19 protein-coding genes and 1 riboswitch are annotated in these 16,362 nt (G+C 37.4%); of the genes, 9 read left to right on the top strand and 10 right to left on the bottom strand.

What is annotated here, in order from left to right; translation table 11 throughout:
- Positions 1–173 precede the first annotated feature (173 nt).
- The 5 genes from NSQ59_RS02040 (at position 174) to NSQ59_RS02020 (ending at position 4,659) form a co-directional block, all read left to right on the top strand.
- Positions 174–1,178, top strand: a complete 1,005-nt coding sequence (locus NSQ59_RS02040; protein WP_340828851.1) for a nuclease-related domain-containing protein — start codon at positions 174–176, stop codon at positions 1,176–1,178.
- Between the two features lie 97 nt (positions 1,179–1,275).
- Positions 1,276–2,181, top strand: coding sequence for an ABC transporter ATP-binding protein (locus NSQ59_RS02035; RefSeq protein ID WP_340828850.1), 906 nt, complete (start codon positions 1,276–1,278; stop codon positions 2,179–2,181).
- 1 nt (position 2,182) lies between these two features.
- A complete protein-coding gene (locus NSQ59_RS02030; protein WP_340828848.1) occupies positions 2,183–2,920 on the top strand; it encodes an ABC transporter permease in 738 nt (245 codons plus the stop codon).
- 6 nt (positions 2,921–2,926) lie between these two features.
- Positions 2,927–4,060, top strand: coding sequence for a sensor histidine kinase (locus tag NSQ59_RS02025; RefSeq protein WP_340828846.1), 1,134 nt, complete (start codon positions 2,927–2,929; stop codon positions 4,058–4,060).
- Positions 4,057–4,659 carry a response regulator transcription factor gene (locus NSQ59_RS02020; protein WP_126649373.1) on the top strand — a complete coding sequence of 201 codons (603 nt, stop codon included), beginning with the start codon at positions 4,057–4,059 and terminating at the stop codon, positions 4,657–4,659. Before NSQ59_RS02025 ends, NSQ59_RS02020 begins: the two co-directional genes overlap by 4 nt.
- A 127-nt stretch (positions 4,660–4,786) precedes the next feature.
- Here the strand turns inward: NSQ59_RS02020 and NSQ59_RS02015 are convergent, their stop codons facing one another.
- The 5 genes from NSQ59_RS02015 to NSQ59_RS01995 are packed head-to-tail and all read right to left on the bottom strand — an operon-like array spanning position 4,787 to position 9,116.
- Positions 4,787–5,860 (bottom strand): ABC transporter substrate-binding protein, encoded by a 1,074-nt coding sequence (locus NSQ59_RS02015; RefSeq protein ID WP_055738016.1) that lies wholly within the window; start codon positions 5,858–5,860, stop codon positions 4,787–4,789.
- Entirely contained in the window at positions 5,857–6,660 is an 804-nt protein-coding gene (locus tag NSQ59_RS02010; RefSeq protein WP_055738015.1) for an ABC transporter permease, read from the bottom strand. Before NSQ59_RS02010 ends, NSQ59_RS02015 begins: the two co-directional genes overlap by 4 nt.
- Positions 6,661–6,663: 3 nt before the next feature.
- The gene (locus tag NSQ59_RS02005; protein WP_055738014.1) at positions 6,664–7,464 is read right to left on the bottom strand and encodes an ABC transporter permease; all 801 of its coding nucleotides are present in this window, start codon (positions 7,462–7,464) and stop codon (positions 6,664–6,666) included.
- Positions 7,454–8,560 carry an ABC transporter ATP-binding protein gene (locus NSQ59_RS02000; RefSeq protein ID WP_055738013.1) on the bottom strand — a complete coding sequence of 369 codons (1,107 nt, stop codon included), beginning with the start codon at positions 8,558–8,560 and terminating at the stop codon, positions 7,454–7,456. The genes NSQ59_RS02005 and NSQ59_RS02000 overlap by 11 nt, the downstream gene beginning before the upstream one ends.
- Positions 8,561–8,573: 13 nt before the next feature.
- Positions 8,574–9,116 carry a helix-turn-helix domain-containing protein gene (locus NSQ59_RS01995; protein ID WP_055738012.1) on the bottom strand — a complete coding sequence of 181 codons (543 nt, stop codon included), beginning with the start codon at positions 9,114–9,116 and terminating at the stop codon, positions 8,574–8,576.
- A 347-nt stretch (positions 9,117–9,463) separates the two neighbouring features.
- Here NSQ59_RS01995 and NSQ59_RS01990 point away from each other — a divergent pair, with 347 nt between their 5' ends.
- On the top strand, positions 9,464–10,222 hold the full coding sequence (locus NSQ59_RS01990) for a class I SAM-dependent methyltransferase (protein ID WP_340828845.1): 759 nt from the start codon (positions 9,464–9,466) through the stop codon (positions 10,220–10,222).
- 460 nt (positions 10,223–10,682) lie between these two features.
- On the opposite strand, the gene NSQ59_RS01985 is transcribed toward NSQ59_RS01990, so the two are convergent.
- The 3 genes from NSQ59_RS01985 to NSQ59_RS01975 all read right to left on the bottom strand — a co-directional run bounded on the left by NSQ59_RS01985 (position 10,683) and on the right by NSQ59_RS01975 (position 12,782).
- Positions 10,683–11,948, bottom strand: a complete 1,266-nt coding sequence (locus NSQ59_RS01985) for an alkaline phosphatase (RefSeq protein ID WP_340828843.1) — start codon at positions 11,946–11,948, stop codon at positions 10,683–10,685.
- A 106-nt stretch (positions 11,949–12,054) separates the two neighbouring features.
- On the bottom strand, positions 12,055–12,225 hold the full coding sequence (locus tag NSQ59_RS01980) for a hypothetical protein (RefSeq protein WP_340828842.1): 171 nt from the start codon (positions 12,223–12,225) through the stop codon (positions 12,055–12,057).
- Positions 12,226–12,278: 53 nt separating this feature from the next.
- Positions 12,279–12,782 carry a DoxX family protein gene (locus NSQ59_RS01975; RefSeq protein ID WP_126649375.1) on the bottom strand — a complete coding sequence of 168 codons (504 nt, stop codon included), beginning with the start codon at positions 12,780–12,782 and terminating at the stop codon, positions 12,279–12,281.
- A gap of 251 nt (positions 12,783–13,033) precedes the next feature.
- Positions 13,034–13,119: riboswitch (ZMP/ZTP riboswitch) on the top strand.
- A gap of 51 nt (positions 13,120–13,170) precedes the next feature.
- Here NSQ59_RS01975 and NSQ59_RS01970 point away from each other — a divergent pair.
- On the top strand, positions 13,171–14,013 hold the full coding sequence (locus tag NSQ59_RS01970) for a bifunctional 5,10-methylenetetrahydrofolate dehydrogenase/5,10-methenyltetrahydrofolate cyclohydrolase (RefSeq protein ID WP_126649376.1): 843 nt from the start codon (positions 13,171–13,173) through the stop codon (positions 14,011–14,013).
- Between the two features lie 240 nt (positions 14,014–14,253).
- Here NSQ59_RS01970 and NSQ59_RS01965 read toward each other — a convergent pair whose 3' ends face one another.
- A complete protein-coding gene (locus NSQ59_RS01965; RefSeq protein ID WP_340828841.1) occupies positions 14,254–14,658 on the bottom strand; it encodes a VOC family protein in 405 nt (134 codons plus the stop codon).
- Between the two features lie 254 nt (positions 14,659–14,912).
- Between NSQ59_RS01965 and NSQ59_RS01960 the strand changes: the two genes are divergently transcribed.
- Together NSQ59_RS01960 and NSQ59_RS01955 are read left to right on the top strand one after the other, a co-directional pair.
- Positions 14,913–15,071: a hypothetical protein gene (locus NSQ59_RS01960; protein WP_340828840.1), complete on the top strand. Its 159-nt coding sequence runs from the start codon at positions 14,913–14,915 to the stop codon at positions 15,069–15,071.
- 501 nt (positions 15,072–15,572) lie between these two features.
- The gene (locus tag NSQ59_RS01955) at positions 15,573–15,719 is read left to right on the top strand and encodes an FbpB family small basic protein (protein WP_126648062.1); all 147 of its coding nucleotides are present in this window, start codon (positions 15,573–15,575) and stop codon (positions 15,717–15,719) included.
- A 40-nt stretch (positions 15,720–15,759) separates the two neighbouring features.
- Here NSQ59_RS01955 and NSQ59_RS01950 read toward each other — a convergent pair whose 3' ends face one another.
- Entirely contained in the window at positions 15,760–16,023 is a 264-nt protein-coding gene (locus tag NSQ59_RS01950; protein WP_437177104.1) for a DUF3892 domain-containing protein, read from the bottom strand.
- Between the last annotated feature and the right edge of the window lie 339 nt (positions 16,024–16,362).

Below are 16,362 nucleotides of genomic sequence, written 5' to 3'. Positions count from 1 at the left end.
TTCCACTCTTTAGTTCAGCACTTTTTCCAAAAAGTTCAGCGTTTTCTTCTCTTTTTCAGCACTTCCCCAAGAAAGCTCAACACTTTTTACCAAATTATTATAAAAAGTATTTAAAATAAGCAGGAATTCTACATCCCTCTAAGGAAATTTACATAAAAAAGGAGGAATTATAATTGATTAAGAAAGAGCTAACTATTCCAATGAGGGTTCTTCACTACCTAGCTTTGCTGGAACGTCTGCCTCAAACTCATCCACAAAGGAGCAAGGTGGAAAGTGATTTTGCTAGGCTTTTAGCAGGTTACCGAGGAGAAAAGAATTTGCGGTATCACTTAAGTTTTCTTCCGGAAAATGAATATCAAATCTTCTTCGATCTTCATCTCAGCGTCAATAATTTAGAATTTCAAATTGATTGCCTTCTGTTATCACCCCACTTATCCCTTATTATTGAATCTAAAAACATCGCCGGTACTTTAATTTTTGATACCAGGTCTGAACAATGCTTACGAATCTATAACGGGAAAGAAGAAGGATTCCCCAATCCAATTCTTCAAGCTGCTCGCCACCGCATATTATTTCAAAGGTGGTTGAAGCTGCATAAGTTCCCACTAATCCCCATTGAATCTTTTGTTTCCATCGCTTTCCCGACAACCATCATAAAATCCGCAAATGATGATACCTCCATTTATGAAAAAGTGATTCTGGCTGAAAGTGTTATTCATAAAGTGGAAAGTTTAAAACAGCTGTATAAAAAGGAATTTATTAAGTCTAATCAGCTAAAATTTTTATGTAAAGCGCTGCTCGAAAAGCATTCACCATCTGAATTTAATATCCTTGAGAGACTTGAAATAAATAACAAAGATATAATCAAAGGCGTAAAATGCCCTACATGTCCCTCCTCCATTATGAAAAGAAAATACGGTACATGGTTTTGTCCGCGTTGTGAGCTCCATTCTAAAACAGCCCATGAACAAACCCTTCTAGATTACATTCTTTTATTTGGACCCAATATTACAAATAAACAATTCAGGGATTTCACACTTTTATCAAACCGTGGTACTGCGGCCTATTTGTTATCTAAATCAACTTTACTTCCTATCCAAAAGGGAAATAAATTTTTATATCAACCACCTTCCATCGATTGGTTTTATGAAGATCCTCGGATAAAGAAACTCCTATAACATGACATTTGTCACCTGACATTCATGACATCTCATACTAATCATTCAAATCTATCGATAATAAAATAGTCTTATAAGTGATGGAGGTGTCGTGCAAATGACGGAGATTATTCGTGTTCAACATGTTTCGAAAACATTTCATGATAAAAAGGCAGTTAACGATGTTTCTTTTTCGATAAAAAAAGGAGAAGTGGTCGCGATTCTTGGACCGAATGGGGCTGGTAAAACGACAACGATTTCGATGATGCTGGGGTTAATGCACCCGACAAACGGTGATCTTAAATTATTTGGTTTAGATCCATCTGACAAAAAGGTTCGTGAAAAAATTGGGACCATGCTGCAGGAAGTTAGCGTGATGAATGGGTTAAAAGTGAAGGAACTGTTGGAGTTAATCAGAAACTATTATCCGAATCCTCTTTCTCTAAAAGAGTTAATACAACTGACGGGTTTAACGGAGACTGATTTGAAAACTCGTGCGGAAAAATTATCTGGTGGTCAAAAGCGCAGGCTCAGCTTTGCACTCGCTCTTTCTGGAAATCCGGATTTAATTATTTTTGATGAGCCAACTGTTGGGATGGATATCACCTCGAGGAATCGTTTTTGGAAAACGATTAACCAGCTTGCCGATCAAGGGAAAACGATTATTTTCACTACTCACTACTTGCAGGAAGCGGATGATGTTGCGGAGAGAATATTGTTATTTCATAACGGAAGTATTATTGCAGACGGAACTCCGGCTGAAATTAAGGCTAGACTCACAAAGCAAGCCGTTTCTTTTACAACAGACGACCTATTCCTGCCAATCGAAAGGTTAAGCAAACATGACGTCGTAACGAATATTTATCGAAAAAATGACCGGGTAATCGTGCAAACCGAAGATACAGATGCGGTTTTAGCTCTCCTTTTTGAGGAAAAAGTGGGAGCAAGGCAAATTCAAATTGAGAACGGAAAATTAGACGAAGCTTTTGAACAGCTGACAAATAAACATCAGGAGGCGATGTAAAATGAAGATTTTGCGATTGCAATGTAAAGCGGAAATTTTACGCGTGTTGCGAAATCCCTACTTTGTATTTTGGTCCTTATTAATGCCAATCGTATTCTATTTTATTTTTACAAAGGTTGTAAATACAAGTTCACCAGATAAAACTGAATGGCAAGCACATTATCTTATGTCCATGACCTCCTTTAGTGTGATGGGGTCATCGATTATGACGCTTGGTATTAGGATGGTGCAGGAACGTCAGCAAGGCTGGGCAACTTTTATGAGGCTAACCCCACTATCTGATACGGTTTACTTTTTTGCACAAATGATGGGCCAAACGGTTATCCACTTATTTTCGATTATTGTTATTTTTACTGCTGGGGCAATTATTAACGGTGTCACCCTGTCTTTCACACAATGGATATTCAGCGGCCTTTGGATTTTACTTGCTTCGATTCCGTTTCTTGGATTAGGAACACTTATCGGCTTAATGAGAAGAGTGGAAACTGCTGCAGGAGTTAGCAATGTCCTTTACATGGCAATGGCTGTTGCCGGAGGGATGTGGATGCCGCTCGAAATCATGCCGAAAATCATGCAGAATATTGGAAAGTGGCTTCCATCCTACAATTTTGGGAATGGTGCGTGGGAAATTGTGCAAGGCAACGCCCCTGAATGGCGAAATATTTTGATTCTAATAGCTTATCTCGTCTTGTTCATGCTACTATCAAAATATATTAGAAGAAAACAAGAAGCGGTGTGATAAGCAATGAACAAACTGAAGAAAATCCGGATTTTTCCTGAAAGATTCGGATTTTTCCCCTATGTATTTTTATTTTATCTTGTCTTACCTGGATTCTCTTTATTACAAGAAACAGGGATAAAAATGGGCATCGGATACGCTTTACTCATTGTATTCTCCATTACGTATCGTCAGCTTTATTTTTGTATGCAAAAAAACAGTTATACGTATTGGCTTGCAACAGAGTTAGTCATTATTCTTATTTTTGGTTTGTTTTACGATCCTAATTATCTATTTATGGGATTCTTCCCAGCTCATTTTATCGGTTGGTATAGTGACAAAAGGAAATTTAATATTGCTTTAATTGGATTTATCATAGTTGAGGTCCTTCCTATTTTCCTTTCAGGAGTTCTTACAGACCTAAGTAGATACTTATATTTTGTACCATTTATCATCGTTATGCTGATATCGCCATATGGTGTTCGGTCTATGAACAAAAGAATGGAACTGGAAAAACAACTGGATCAGGCAAATGAACAAATTAAAGAGCTGGTGAAACGGGAAGAAAGAGTACGAATCGCCCGTGATCTTCACGATACACTTGGGCACACCCTGTCATTAATTACATTAAAAAGCCAGTTAGTTGGGAAATTAACAACGATTAATCCTGATCGTGCACAATTGGAGGCAAAAGAAATTGAGCAAACTTCCCGCGCAGCATTAAAGCAAGTTCGGGAGCTTGTTTCCCAAATGAGAGCAATAAGAGTAGCCGAGGAGTTAACGGAGGTTCAAGAGATTTTTCAAGCAGCGGGCATAGCCTATCATTTTCAGGGTGATTCCGAATTACAGGATGTCCCTCTCCTTACACAAAACATGATAAGTATGTGTTTAAAGGAAGCAGCGACAAATGTAGTGAAACATAGCCAGGCACGGAATTGTTTTATTACCATCTCTCTTACTCTGGAAAATATAAAAATTATGATAAAAGATGATGGAATTGGACTTGCGAATCGATATACAGGTGGGAATGGCATCAAAGGTATGGAAGAGCGATTAGCCCTCATTGATGGAACGATTACTTTAACGAATGTAAATGGAGCTGTTTTAGAAATGGTTGTTCCACTTGTACAGAAAAAAGAGAAAGAAGGTGCTGCCATATGATTCGTATTTTTATCGCCGAAGACCAGCGAATGCTGCTAGGTGCTCTAGGTTCTTTGCTTGATTTGGAAGAAGATATGGAAGTTGTAGGCCAGGCCTTAAACGGGGAGGAAGCGCTGACCTCTATCATAAAGCATCAGCCCGACATTTGCTTAATGGATATTGAAATGCCTCTTAAAAGCGGACTTGAGGTCGCCGAAGCAATAAAAAAATTGAATCTAGGATGTAAAATCATTATCCTAACAACATTTGCCCGCCCTGGCTACTTTGAACGCGCCGTGAAAATAGGAGTAGATGGTTATTTATTAAAAGATGGCTCCATTGAAGAACTTGCAGAGGCTATTAGGAATGTGATGGTTGGAAAACGTATTTTTTCACCTGAACTTATGTTTGATTTAATTCGCGAGGAGAACCCATTAACTGCGAGAGAACAGCAAATACTAAAATTAGCTGCAGAAGGAAAATCCACAAAGGAAATCACGTCTATTCTCTTTCTTTCATCCGGGACAGTCCGAAACTATATGTCAGAAATTCTGCAAAAGTTAGAGGCAAAAAACCGAATTGAGGCTATTAGTATTGCAGAGGAAAAAGGGTGGATCTAAAAAAGACTGATGAAGGTTAAACTTCATCAGTCACTGTTTTTTTTGAGTCTCCTCAACCTAAACATCGTTAAACAGGCGCTTCCGCTTTTCATTTGTCCAGCTTCAGCGCCTATCGGCTAGTGGATTTCTATTTATGATGCATTTTAAATTCGAGAAACAACTCATTATAATGAGCTAACATCTTCTTCCCAAGGTTTTCATATACCTCAAGATTCTCCGTTTTGGTTAGATCCGGGTAAAAGCGTTTATCATTCGCCACTTCCTTAGGCAAATACTCTAGAGCTTTTTTATTCGGAGTTGAATACCCTACATATTCTGCATTCTTTGCGGCATTTTTAGGATCTAGCATAAAGTTGATAAATTTATGGGCTCCATCTATATTTTTTGCTGTTTTCGGGATGACCATGTTATCAAACCAAAGATTCGATCCTTCCTTAGGGACTACATAATCAAGCTTATCGTTCTGATCCATGATTTCAGATGCATCTCCAGACCAAACAACACCTACCGCTGCCTCTTCATTAGCAAGTAACATTTTAATTTCGTCCCCAACTATCGCTTTAATATTAGGAGTCAACTTTGCCAACTTACGCTTTGCTTGCTGAAGATGGGCTTCATTCGTGTCATTCAAGGAGTAATGCAAGCTATTTAGCCCCATACCCATTACTTCCCTGGCTCCATCGACTAGCAAAATTTGATTGCGAAGATCCTTATCCCATAAGTCATTCCAGCTCGTTAATTTTTTGCCGCCGAGCATGGAAGAATTATAGACAAGACCAACCGTTCCCCAAAAATAAGGAATGGAGTATTTATTATTCGGATCAAACGATAAATTCATAAAATGCGGATCGATATATTTCAAGTTCGGCAGTTTCGATTTATCAATCGGCAATAGCATATGATCCTTTTTCATTTTATCAACAGCATATTCGGAAGGTACAGCTACATCAAATGTGGTACCCCCTTGAGAAATCTTTGTCATCATCGCCTCATTGGAATCGAAGGTTTGATAAATGACTTTTATTCCCGTTTGCTTTTCAAACTTTTTTATTAGTGCCGGGTCAATATAATCTCCCCAGTTATAAATCGTTAACGTATTTCCACCTGAAAATCCTTGTGTCGCATTTAGTCGCGACACCAAAAACATCAAGGCGAACGATACAACAAAAATAATGATAAAAAACCGTGTGAGCGACTTCATTTTTTAACCCCCAATCCACTTGGGCGATTATTCCGTTGATTAATAAAGTAATAGCCTATTACTAGAACAATAGTAAACAAGAATATAAGGGTTGAGAGGGCATTGATCGATAAAGAGATTCCTTGTCTTGCCCGTGAATAAATTTCAACGGAGAGCGTCGAAAAACCATTGCCTGTTACGAAAAAGGTAACCGAGAAATCGTCGAGTGAATACGTAAGAGCCATAAAGAAGCCGGCGAAAATACCTGGTGTAATAAACGGCAGTATGACCTTTGTTAACACCTGCCAGTGGCTTGCACCTAAATCCCTTGCCGCATCAATTAACGTCGAACTCATCTCCTGTAACTTCGGCAGCACCATAATGACGACGATTGGTACGCTGAAAGCAATATGGGAAAGCAATACCGATGCAAAGCCTAATTTTATCCCGACAATCGTAAATAAAATCAAGAAAGATGCACCGATAATAACATCCGGACTTACAATCAATACATTATTCAGAGTCAGCAACGTATTCTTTGTCTGACGTCTTTTTACATAGGAAATAGCAAGGGCCCCCGCAACTCCTAATATAGTAGAAATCGCTGCAGATAAAAGAGCGATAATAATCGTATTGATCACGATAATGATAAGACGGGTGTCTTGAAACACCTCTTTATACCAATCCAGTGTAAATCCCTTGAAGTTATGCATCGTTTCCCCGCTATTAAACGAATAGAACATTAAATAAAATATTGGAGCGTAAAGGATAATAAAAATGATAACCAAATAAATATTGGATAATTTTCTTTTGCTTTTCATTTCTTATATCCCCCGCTTCCGTAAACCTGTTACCGCCATAATAATGGCCATCAAGATGATGAGGAAAACGGCAATGGTGGAACCCATCCCCCAATCCTGTGTAACAAGAAAATGTTCTTCAATCGCTGTACCCAATGTAATAACACGGTTACCCGCGATTAATCGAGTAATCATAAATAGTGAAAGGGCCGGTATAAATACCGCTTGGCACCCGGACTTTACTCCATCAATGGTCAACGGGAAAATAACCCTTTTAAATGTTGTCCAAGCTGAAGCACCAAGATCCCTTGAAGCATCAACCAATGACGGATTCAGTTCTTCCAAAGAATTAAAGATTGGTAATATCATAAATGGAATAAAGATATAGACCGAGACAAAAATAAAGCTAAAATCGGTGAATAGAATTTGTTTTGCCCCAATTCCAAGGAGTTTTAGCAATGAATTGGCCGTTCCATACGTTCCAAAAATACCGATAAACGCATAGGCTTTTAAAAGCAAATTAATCCATGTCGGTAAAATAATTAGTAATAGCCATAGCTGTTTATGTTTCGTTTTTGTTAATAAATACGCAGTCGGATAAGAAATCAGCAAACAAAAAGCTGTAATCAGTAAAGCATACCAGAAGGAGCTCAAGGTCATTCTCATATAAACGACTGTAAAGAAATGTCGATAGTTTCCAAGTGTAAAATGCCCCTCTATATCAAAAAAGGAATAATACACGATTAAGACAATCGGAGCTACCACAAAAAGCACAATCCAAAGTACATAAGGAATCAAATATATATTTCGTGTTCTACTTTTCATGGCCAGCCTCGTTATACGCTTCGAGACGTTTATCAAATTCTTCCTCTGTCTCTCCAAACCTCATGACATGAATAGCTTCAGGGTCAAAATTAAGACCGATTTCGTCTCCTACTACTGCCTTTTTCGTCGAATGTACTAACCATTCATTTCCTGCTTCATCAAAACAGCATATCTCATAATGAACACCGCGGAAAAGTTGAGTATCAACACGAACCTGCAGTTTTCCTTGCTCTTTCTTCGTAATCTCCAAATCCTCAGGACGAATAACGACCTCAACCGCTTCATTTGATGTAAACCCTTGGTCGACACATTCAAATCGTTTGCCTACAAATTCTACTTCGAAGTCCTTGATCATTTTACCAGAGACAATATTGGACTCTCCGATAAAATCGGCCACAAAACGGTTAATCGGTTCATCATAAATATCAATCGGTGTCCCGCTTTGCTGAATTCTCCCTTTATTAATAACGAAAATTTCATCCGACATCGCGAGCGCTTCTTCTTGATCATGTGTTACGAAAATAAAAGTGATTCCTAATCGTTGCTGTAATTCCCTAAGCTCATACTGCATTTCTGTACGAAGCTTCAAATCCAGCGCAGATAATGGCTCATCCAATAAAATCACCTTTGGTTCATTCACTATCGCACGAGCAATTGCAACACGCTGTCTTTGTCCCCCGGACATTTCTCTGATTTCGCGATTTTCGTAGCCTTCAAGATTGACGAAACGAAGCGCTTCTTTCACCTTTGTGGTGATTTCACTATTTTTCATCTTTTTAATTCGCAAACCAAATGCCACATTTTCAAAAACATTTAGATGCGGAAACAGCGCATAATCCTGAAAAACAGTATTTACTTGGCGCTGGTTGGCAGGAAGACGGTTAATGATTTTCCCATCAAAATAGATATTTCCTTTAGATGGCTCTATAAATCCCGCAATCAAGCGTAGAATGGTAGTCTTTCCGCAGCCTGAAGGACCTAGTAACGTATAGAACTTTCCCCGCTCAATTTCAAAGCTTACATCATCTAATACAGCAGGATCATCATCATATTGTTTTGTTACACCTTCAAAACGAATAATCGTTTGTTCTGCCATATAAGACACCCCCTTATAAATATGAATCAGTTGCTACAAGAATCAATTCAGATTCTCCATTGTAATCATTGCTAATTTGATGCTTATCAGAAGCATGGAAGTAAATTACTTCCCCTGCTTTGGCATAATAAATTTTTCTGCCTAGTTGTACTCTTATTTTCCCTTTCAAAACATAAGCAAACGTTTCAGAAAGAGACGGTTCAAACTGCTTGAATTCCCCATTTTCCTGAAAGGTAAGGCGAATTGGCTCCATTTCCTTCTCATTGGATTCAGGAACAAGCCATTGAATATGATAGCCCCGCTCCTCATCAAAATAATCCGTAAAGTCTTCTTCTCCATATACAACCTTTTGCTCTCTTTCTTCATCATCAAAAAATTGTTTAGGAGTACACCCAAGAACCTCTAAAATATTGAAAAAGGTATCAATGGAAGGTGAGCTTAGGTTACGTTCAATTTGCGAAATATACCCTTTACTCAAATCGGTGCGCTCCCCAAGCTCCTCCTGTGTCAAACCCTTTTTTAAACGAAGATTTCGTATCTTTTTACCAAATTGCATCGTATGACCTTCCATCATGTTTATTTATACTAAACTTGGAGTCAATAAAGTTTATAAATAGTAAACTTAGAGTTTACTATTACCAAATGATATTATAACTAATAATCTAAAAATTACAATGACCTTTTGAAAAGATTTTTAGAAAGCCGAAGAACTTTTATATGAAAGTATTTATTGCGTTACATTTTTTATTCTTTGATACCCTTTCCCTACTTTTTCCACACCTTAATTCCGCAACAATAACTTTTTAATTCCCCTATTTTTGGCAGGAAACTTTATTTAGTCAATCGAATACTTTCCATTAAAACACCTAAAGGAATTAATATAACAGATAAAGGAGATATATAATGAACGATAAGGAATTATTTGATTTATTTGTGTTAGAAGCGGAAAAGCCCTTCTCAGGATGGGATTTTTCCTATATAACGGACACCGGAAGAATGGCTAGTGAACCAATGAATTGGAACTATACAAGTGAAATTTTAGCAAGTATCAGAAAGGCGGACTCCCTACTTGATATGGGTACTGGCGGTGGAGAATTTCTATCAAAATTACAGCCATATCCACGCAATACGTTTGCAACGGAAGCGTATGAACCAAATGTTCCGATCGCCAGAAACCGCTTGGAACCATTAGGGATTAAAGTTGCAGAAGTAAAGGATGATAATCAATTGCCTTTTGATAATGAACAATTTGATTTGATTATCAATAAACATGAATCCTATTCAGTTTCTGAGCTTTATAGAATATTGAAACCGGGCAGCCAATTTATTACCCAGCAAGTTGGTGGCCAAGATCATTTGGATTTAAACAAAGCTTTAGGGGCAAACGAAGACAATGGTTACCCGCATTGGAATTTAAATTATGCTGTCCAGGAGTTGGAAAGCGCCGGGTTTAAAGTGATTAAGAACCTGGAGCAGTTCCCATATACAAGGTTTTATGATGTAGGGGCTCTGATTTATTATTTAAGTGCCATCCCTTGGCAAGTTCCAGACTTCACTGTTGAAAAATACTTTGACAAGCTATTACAGATTCATTATCAAATTCAGGAGAAAGGATTTATTGAGTTTAAGGAGCATCGATTTTTTATAAAAGCGGTGAAATAATCGTTCATATTTATAGGAAGTTTACTTGCGAAATTCATAGTCAGAGAAAAGTATCCTTTATAGGTGCGACAACTTTTGTAAGAAAAGTAGTTTCAGTTAAAGTGTCTATTGGATACCTGATTCAGTTTCTGACAAAGTTTTGTCCTTCATCTCCCCTGTGAAGGACACCTTGCCTTTCTTTTCTTTCCATTTTGGTCTTCATCTGCCTTATGAAGGACACCTTGCCTTTCTTCCCTTTCCATTTTGTCCTTCATCTGCCTTATGAAGGACATCTTGCCTTTCTTCCCTTTCCATTTTGGTCTTCATCTGCCTTATGAAGGACATCTTACCTTTCTTTCTAATTCATTTCGTCCTTCATCCCTTGGTTTTGGAAACATTACTTTTTTTCTTAATAAAACTCGTTTTTTATAAATCAAAAAAACACACAAGATCGCAACAAGACCTCGTGTGTATTTATAAATTATTTATGTTTATCCTTTAACCCCATTGCTGTTTTGACCGCTTCAAAAATATGCGTATTTTCATAAGTTCCCGATAATAATTCGGAACCAGCCCCCATTGCTGTCAGTGGTACATTGACACCACCATGTCCGGTTGTTGTCCAATCAATTGTAAATTGGTCGTTACTGTTCGCAACTTTAAATGGTCCATCCTCTTTGGAAATTCCGTCACCGGATTCGTCCTTATCATTTACTTCCTCAATTGTTAAACCGCCGCATTCGTGATCCGCAACAACCAACACTAGTGTATCAGGATGCTTTTTTGCAAAATCCTTTGCAATTTTAACGGACTTATCCAGTTCCTGGCCTGCCTTCAGCATTTTTTCAGCGTTATTTTCATGGGAAAATTCGTCGATTCCCTCTTCCTCCACCATTAAAAAGAAACCTTTTTTATTAGCGGAAAGTGTATCAATTGCTTTCTTTGTCATATCAGGCAATGACACAACTGGATTGTATAGATCGCCTTCTCCCTCTGGCCTTTGTTCGAACATTTCCTCATTCGCAAAAAGTCCCAAAAGCTTTTTACTTTTTGATTTCTTCAGTTCCTCTGTGCTTGTTACATATTGATATCCAAGACTTTTTGCCTTTTCCACAAGATTTCCTTGCGTCCCTTTACTTTGTTCAGATGGATCTTTTGCGGGATGATCTTCAAACGCTCCAGGAATTCCCGCAGGATACCAGAAATCTTCCCCGCCCCCTAGTAGTACATCGACTTTGCTGTTCTCTAAGTATTGTTTGGCAATCTCACTTTGTTTAGACCGATCCGTTACATGCGCCCCAAATGCCGCCGGTGTCGCATCGGTAATTTGACTTGTGGTAACTAATCCTGTTGATTTGCCAGCTTCCTCCGCCATTTCTAAAATGGTTTTGACGGATTTTTTATTTCCGTCTACTCCGACTGCTCCATTATATGTTTTAACCCCGGATGCCATCGCAGTTGCAGCAGCTGCCGAATCGGTAACAGGTGTTAGGGAACTTGTATGTACTAGACCTGCTACTGGCATGCTATTCATTTCGAGCTCACCCTTCAATCCAACCGTAGCCAAGCGGATAGCTTCACGATGAGCTGCTCCCATTCCGTCCCCTACAAAAAGAATGACATTTTTCGCTTTAGGTTGAACGTGACTATTATTAGTTTCCTTGGCACTGGAAAAATGACTGAATCCAACACCAGACAATACTGCTAGAGATAATGCAGCATTCACTAATACTCTCTTTTTCCCCACTAGTACCACTCCCCTAAGTTTTTTCCTTACAATCACAAATATAAAGGAAATTAATTAAGGAAATTTTGAAAAATTGTAAAAATATGATGGTTTTATTGTAAAAAAACTATTCACATTTTGCCTCATAGCGTTGAATTAATTCAAATGGTCTTACTTTAAATACCTCATAAGGTAAATAGTTTGGTTTGATAGCATCTAACAATCTTGTTTTAAAATGTGGCCGTATAATCCATTGATCCACGTTCTCTTTATCCACTTTCTTGGCAGCTTTCCTCATTATTACCTTCAAACAATGAAAGGAGCGGAATTCCGCTCCTTTCATTATTTATTCTAATTTGCAGGGGCATGATGTTGACGATTCACTTTTTTATCATGCATCCAATTTTTTATTCTAGGAATAATAATCCGATCCATTCCGTAATAATATCCGGCTGTACCGGCAGCTAATAACAGAATCTCAATGGTATATAAAATAGGATTGGTGCTTGTTGTTCCTGCAAGCATAAAGTTTAAATTCATAAATGCAGCTGCTATAAGAGCTGGAATAGTAGCGACCCCGAGAATTAATCCGACACCTACTAATAGTTCACCAATTGGGATTAAGTGATTGAACAACTCTACATTAGGGATTGCAAAGTGTTGTAAAAAGTTTGCATACCATCCTTGCACCGCAGGATGATCCCCTTTAGCATTTGCCATTGCACCTTGCAGAAATCCTAATGCATCAAATCCATGTGTTAACTTTTCTATTGCAGCTTCCGTCCATTGTAATCCTAGCCAAATTCGCAGAACTGTCCATACTATTGCCATTTTGGGTCCTCTTAACCATTTCATGACTAACATCTCCTTTTTTGTGAATAATTTCACAAATTAGTGTAAAAAAATATAGACATTTTATACAAGCCAGCTAGCTTTTTGAAGAAAGTTTGTGAAGTATTTCACTAACTTTCTATATCTATAATATATACCCAACCAACTCCTTATACAATACCGTTCACAAAATATTCAACAAGAAAAAATCCTTGCCAGTATCGATATTGAAGGCACTGCCCTTTTATGATAAGATTTCACTATAACAATGGATTTTTAAGCACAGTAACTGACGACAAACGTGGAATCGACCACATGGGAGCTGTGTTTTTTATAGAGTCGGGTCGTCTGGGCAGAGATAAGGGGGTAGTACCATCCTTATCTCTTTTATTATTTTAAGGGGGATTTTGACGTGGAAAACCTTATTTTAGACGGAAGAGTAGTGGCCGGGAATGTAAAGGATCGTTTAAAAGAAAGAGTAGCAACTCTAGTGAACAAAGGGGTAACACCTTGTCTTGCAACGATTTTAGTAGGGGATGATCCCTCTTCGGAAACCTATGTAAGAATGAAGGGAAATGCCTGTGAAAAAATTGGGATTAAATCAATGAGAATTCATCTGCCAAAAGAAACTACTACAGAAGAACTTTTGGAAAAAATTAATGAATTAAATGCGGACGAAACCGTTCATGGCATTCTTCTTCAGCATCCGGTTCCTTCTCATATTGACGAACGTAAAGCGTTTGAAGCCATTGATATTCGCAAAGACGTAGATGGTGTAACAAGCCTTGGGTATGGCCAAACCGCTTTTGGCTTCGGAAAATATCCTTCCTGCACTCCTGCCGCCATTATGGAAATTTTAGATTATTACAATATACCAGTTGAAGGCAAACATGCCGTTGTAATTGGCAGAAGCCCTATTTTAGGAAAACCTGTCTCTGCTTTACTTTTAAATAAAAATGCTACTGTTACAACTTGTCACTCCCGAACTACTAATTTAGCGGACGTTGTTAAATTAGGTGACATTGTGGTGGCAGCGGTTGGAAAACCTAAATTTATTCAAGGAAATTGGATTAAAAAAGGTGCTGTCGTACTAGATGCGGGCTATAACAAAGGCAATATTGGAGATGTTGATTATGATGCCTGTCTGGAAAATGCCAGTGCTATCACACCAGTTCCCGGCGGTGTTGGGCCAGTGACGATTTCAATGTTGCTTAAGCATACGGTCGATGCTGCGGAGGAAATGATAAATAAGTAAGGGGTTCATCTTGTGTTACTGTTTCCTGAAAAATATTAATCGATTTGACATAGGTTTTTACAATTTAAAAAGCAAAACTCGCCAATGGCGAGTTTTCTTATTTGTAATGCTTCTGTAAGAGTCCTCCTAAACTTATTAAACATACCTACCGCGCAAGCAAAAAGGCGTCTCTACTAATGTAGAAACGCCACCATAAAACTAATAAAGATTTAATATAAAAAAGTTACTACTACAGCTGCATTAATATTTATTAAGAAAATTTAGTTGCCATGATACTCCGAACCGATCATTTAACCACCCAAACTTTTTACTAAATCCATAGTCGCCAATTGGCATAAGGGCTTGTCCATCCACAATAAGTTTTTCATAAAGATTGTTAATTTCCTCTTCAGTATCACAGGTAATATAGATTGAGAATGAAGGGGTAAAGGAAAACTGATGTTTCACATTACTGTCAATGCACATAAATTCTTGCCCTTTTAAGGAAAAAGTAGCCTGCATCACTGTTCCTTCATCACCAGATTCATTGGCTCCATATCGAACGATACTTATAATCTCTGAATCATCAATTATGGATGTATAAAAATTCATTGCCTCTTCCGCTTTTCCATCTTGAAACATTAAAAATGGTATAACCTTTCCCATTAAAAATCACTCCTTCAAGTACTTAATTAAAAAATAATTAGCCTTAAGCAATTTAATATGATGAACAGATTATGCAAGATTGATTTCCTTAAGTATGAACTTATCATACAGATAAATCAATCATTGTCATATTTGTTCTTCAATTAACAGGTCATGTGCTTGAAGCCTTCAGTGGCTTTTAAAATTTTCTGGATATACCGAGTGTTTTTTTGTAAATAATAAGAATGTGAAATACTATATTGAGGAGGATCTGTATGCAACAGGATCAACAAGCGAAACAGAATTTGGATTCTACTACGAAATCGGAATTATCCGGAACTAATCCACAAAAAGTTAAACAAGAAATTCAAAAAGATGTGAGCGCAGGACAAGGTGCAATGACTTCCCGAGAGGCAGGAGCAATGCGCGATTAAAATCAGCTCTGAGTGTTTTTAAAGGTATACACTTTCCATCCTTCAATTTGATTGAATGGAACAAACTAATGAAACGATGGGAAATATAGAGTAAAAAGCAAATCCCACTGTTACTGTCCAAATTATCGGCAGCTGGAAAATTCAAATTCAGAAATATATGCTGAAATTTCTAGTTTATCATCCCAACTGACTAAGCGGCGAATAAATTGAAATATGGTCGTAAAAGATTATACAACTGGTGTCCTTCACCTACTACTATCACGAGAAGAATCAGAGGGTGCATTTCATACTGCACCCTTCTTTTATTATTTAAGAAATAGCAATAACTTACTTCGGTCTCAGATTCTGAATATCATCATATCACCACTGCATCATGAGCAATTTATAAAAAGATTGTTAAGAATTTGTGAAAATAAACTGACTATATGGTTTATTTAGATTTTTTATATTATAATAAATTATAGAAAAATAATTTGATTTTTTTATAGATTGGAGAAAGCTATGAAAACAAGACTTCGTAAACTGCACAATACAAAGTTTTTCAACTTACATGATTTAATAGATGAAAATAAAAAAATGATGGTAAAAGATGAGAAATTCATTAGTGAATTAGAAAAGAGATTGGATGAGAAGTTAGCGAAGAAATAAATAATGCTCTTACATTTTAAAGCGGGAGATTTTTCCCGCTTTAAAATGAAGGCAAGTTGTCTAAGTTATTTTCTTCAATCCCATCAGGTTCACTGCGAATGATATCACGACCATATTTATGAAAAACATCAATGTGAGCAATTTTTCCTGCTTTTGCTTCGTCCAAGGCAGTAATATAATCTAGTTCGCGACCAGTATTTGTTTTAAAAGCAATAATATCTCCATCATCATTTTTCCTCACTGCCACGACTTCTTCTTTTCCCATTACATTCTCTCCGCCAGCTTCCATTTTTGCTTGCTGCATGGTTTGCTCACGATACTCCTGATAGATTTTCTCAAAATAATTATCTTCCATAAAAAACACCTCCATGTACACTATTATTCTTCGATAGGGTGTATTTTATGTGAAGTTTTCATATCGCTAAAATCACGATTTTTGTGTGGAAATTTAAAAAGTTCCTGATTCAATGAACGAATGTCCATTCTGTAATCCACTTTCTTTTGAAAATCAAAAAATCGTATTGGAAAACGAGCATAGCATTCAATAATTATAGGTTCTGGACTTATTCTACATTCCTACCTGTACCTCTCTTTTATAAAATTCACCTATTTTAAGGCTATACTTTGATGGAAGTAATTTAAG

The organism is Margalitia sp. FSL K6-0131, from assembly GCF_038008735.1.
GTDB classification, from domain to species: Bacteria; Bacillota; Bacilli; order Bacillales; family Bacillaceae_C; genus Margalitia; species Margalitia shackletonii.
Note: the sequence above shows the minus strand (reverse complement) of the source record. Positions and strands in the feature narration are given on the sequence as shown.

Bases quoted from the DNA above. Each gene is read 5' to 3' on its own strand.
- NSQ59_RS01980 (WP_340828842.1), bottom strand. From the start codon at position 12,225: ATGAGGAAAGCTGCCAAGAAAGTGGATAAAGAGAACGTGGATCAATGG.
- NSQ59_RS01960 (WP_340828840.1), top strand. From the start codon at position 14,913: ATGCAACAGGATCAACAAGCGAAACAGAATTTGGATTCTACTACGAAA.
- NSQ59_RS02000 (WP_055738013.1), bottom strand. From the start codon at position 8,560: ATGGCAGAACAAACGATTATTCGTTTTGAAGGTGTAACAAAACAATAT.
- NSQ59_RS01950 (WP_437177104.1), bottom strand. From the start codon at position 16,023: ATGCAGCAAGCAAAAATGGAAGCTGGCGGAGAGAATGTAATGGGAAAA.
- NSQ59_RS02015 (WP_055738016.1), bottom strand. From the start codon at position 5,860: ATGAAGTCGCTCACACGGTTTTTTATCATTATTTTTGTTGTATCGTTC.
- NSQ59_RS01990 (WP_340828845.1), top strand. From the start codon at position 9,464: ATGAACGATAAGGAATTATTTGATTTATTTGTGTTAGAAGCGGAAAAG.
- NSQ59_RS01965 (WP_340828841.1), bottom strand. From the start codon at position 14,658: ATGGGAAAGGTTATACCATTTTTAATGTTTCAAGATGGAAAAGCGGAA.
- NSQ59_RS02030 (WP_340828848.1), top strand. From the start codon at position 2,183: ATGAAGATTTTGCGATTGCAATGTAAAGCGGAAATTTTACGCGTGTTG.
- NSQ59_RS02010 (WP_055738015.1), bottom strand. From the start codon at position 6,660: ATGAAAAGCAAAAGAAAATTATCCAATATTTATTTGGTTATCATTTTT.
- NSQ59_RS02035 (WP_340828850.1), top strand. From the start codon at position 1,276: ATGACGGAGATTATTCGTGTTCAACATGTTTCGAAAACATTTCATGAT.
- NSQ59_RS02005 (WP_055738014.1), bottom strand. From the start codon at position 7,464: ATGAAAAGTAGAACACGAAATATATATTTGATTCCTTATGTACTTTGG.
- NSQ59_RS01975 (WP_126649375.1), bottom strand. From the start codon at position 12,782: ATGAAATGGTTAAGAGGACCCAAAATGGCAATAGTATGGACAGTTCTG.
- NSQ59_RS02025 (WP_340828846.1), top strand. From the start codon at position 2,927: ATGAACAAACTGAAGAAAATCCGGATTTTTCCTGAAAGATTCGGATTT.
- NSQ59_RS01955 (WP_126648062.1), top strand. From the start codon at position 15,573: ATGAAAACAAGACTTCGTAAACTGCACAATACAAAGTTTTTCAACTTA.
- NSQ59_RS01995 (WP_055738012.1), bottom strand. From the start codon at position 9,116: ATGCAATTTGGTAAAAAGATACGAAATCTTCGTTTAAAAAAGGGTTTG.
- NSQ59_RS02020 (WP_126649373.1), top strand. From the start codon at position 4,057: ATGATTCGTATTTTTATCGCCGAAGACCAGCGAATGCTGCTAGGTGCT.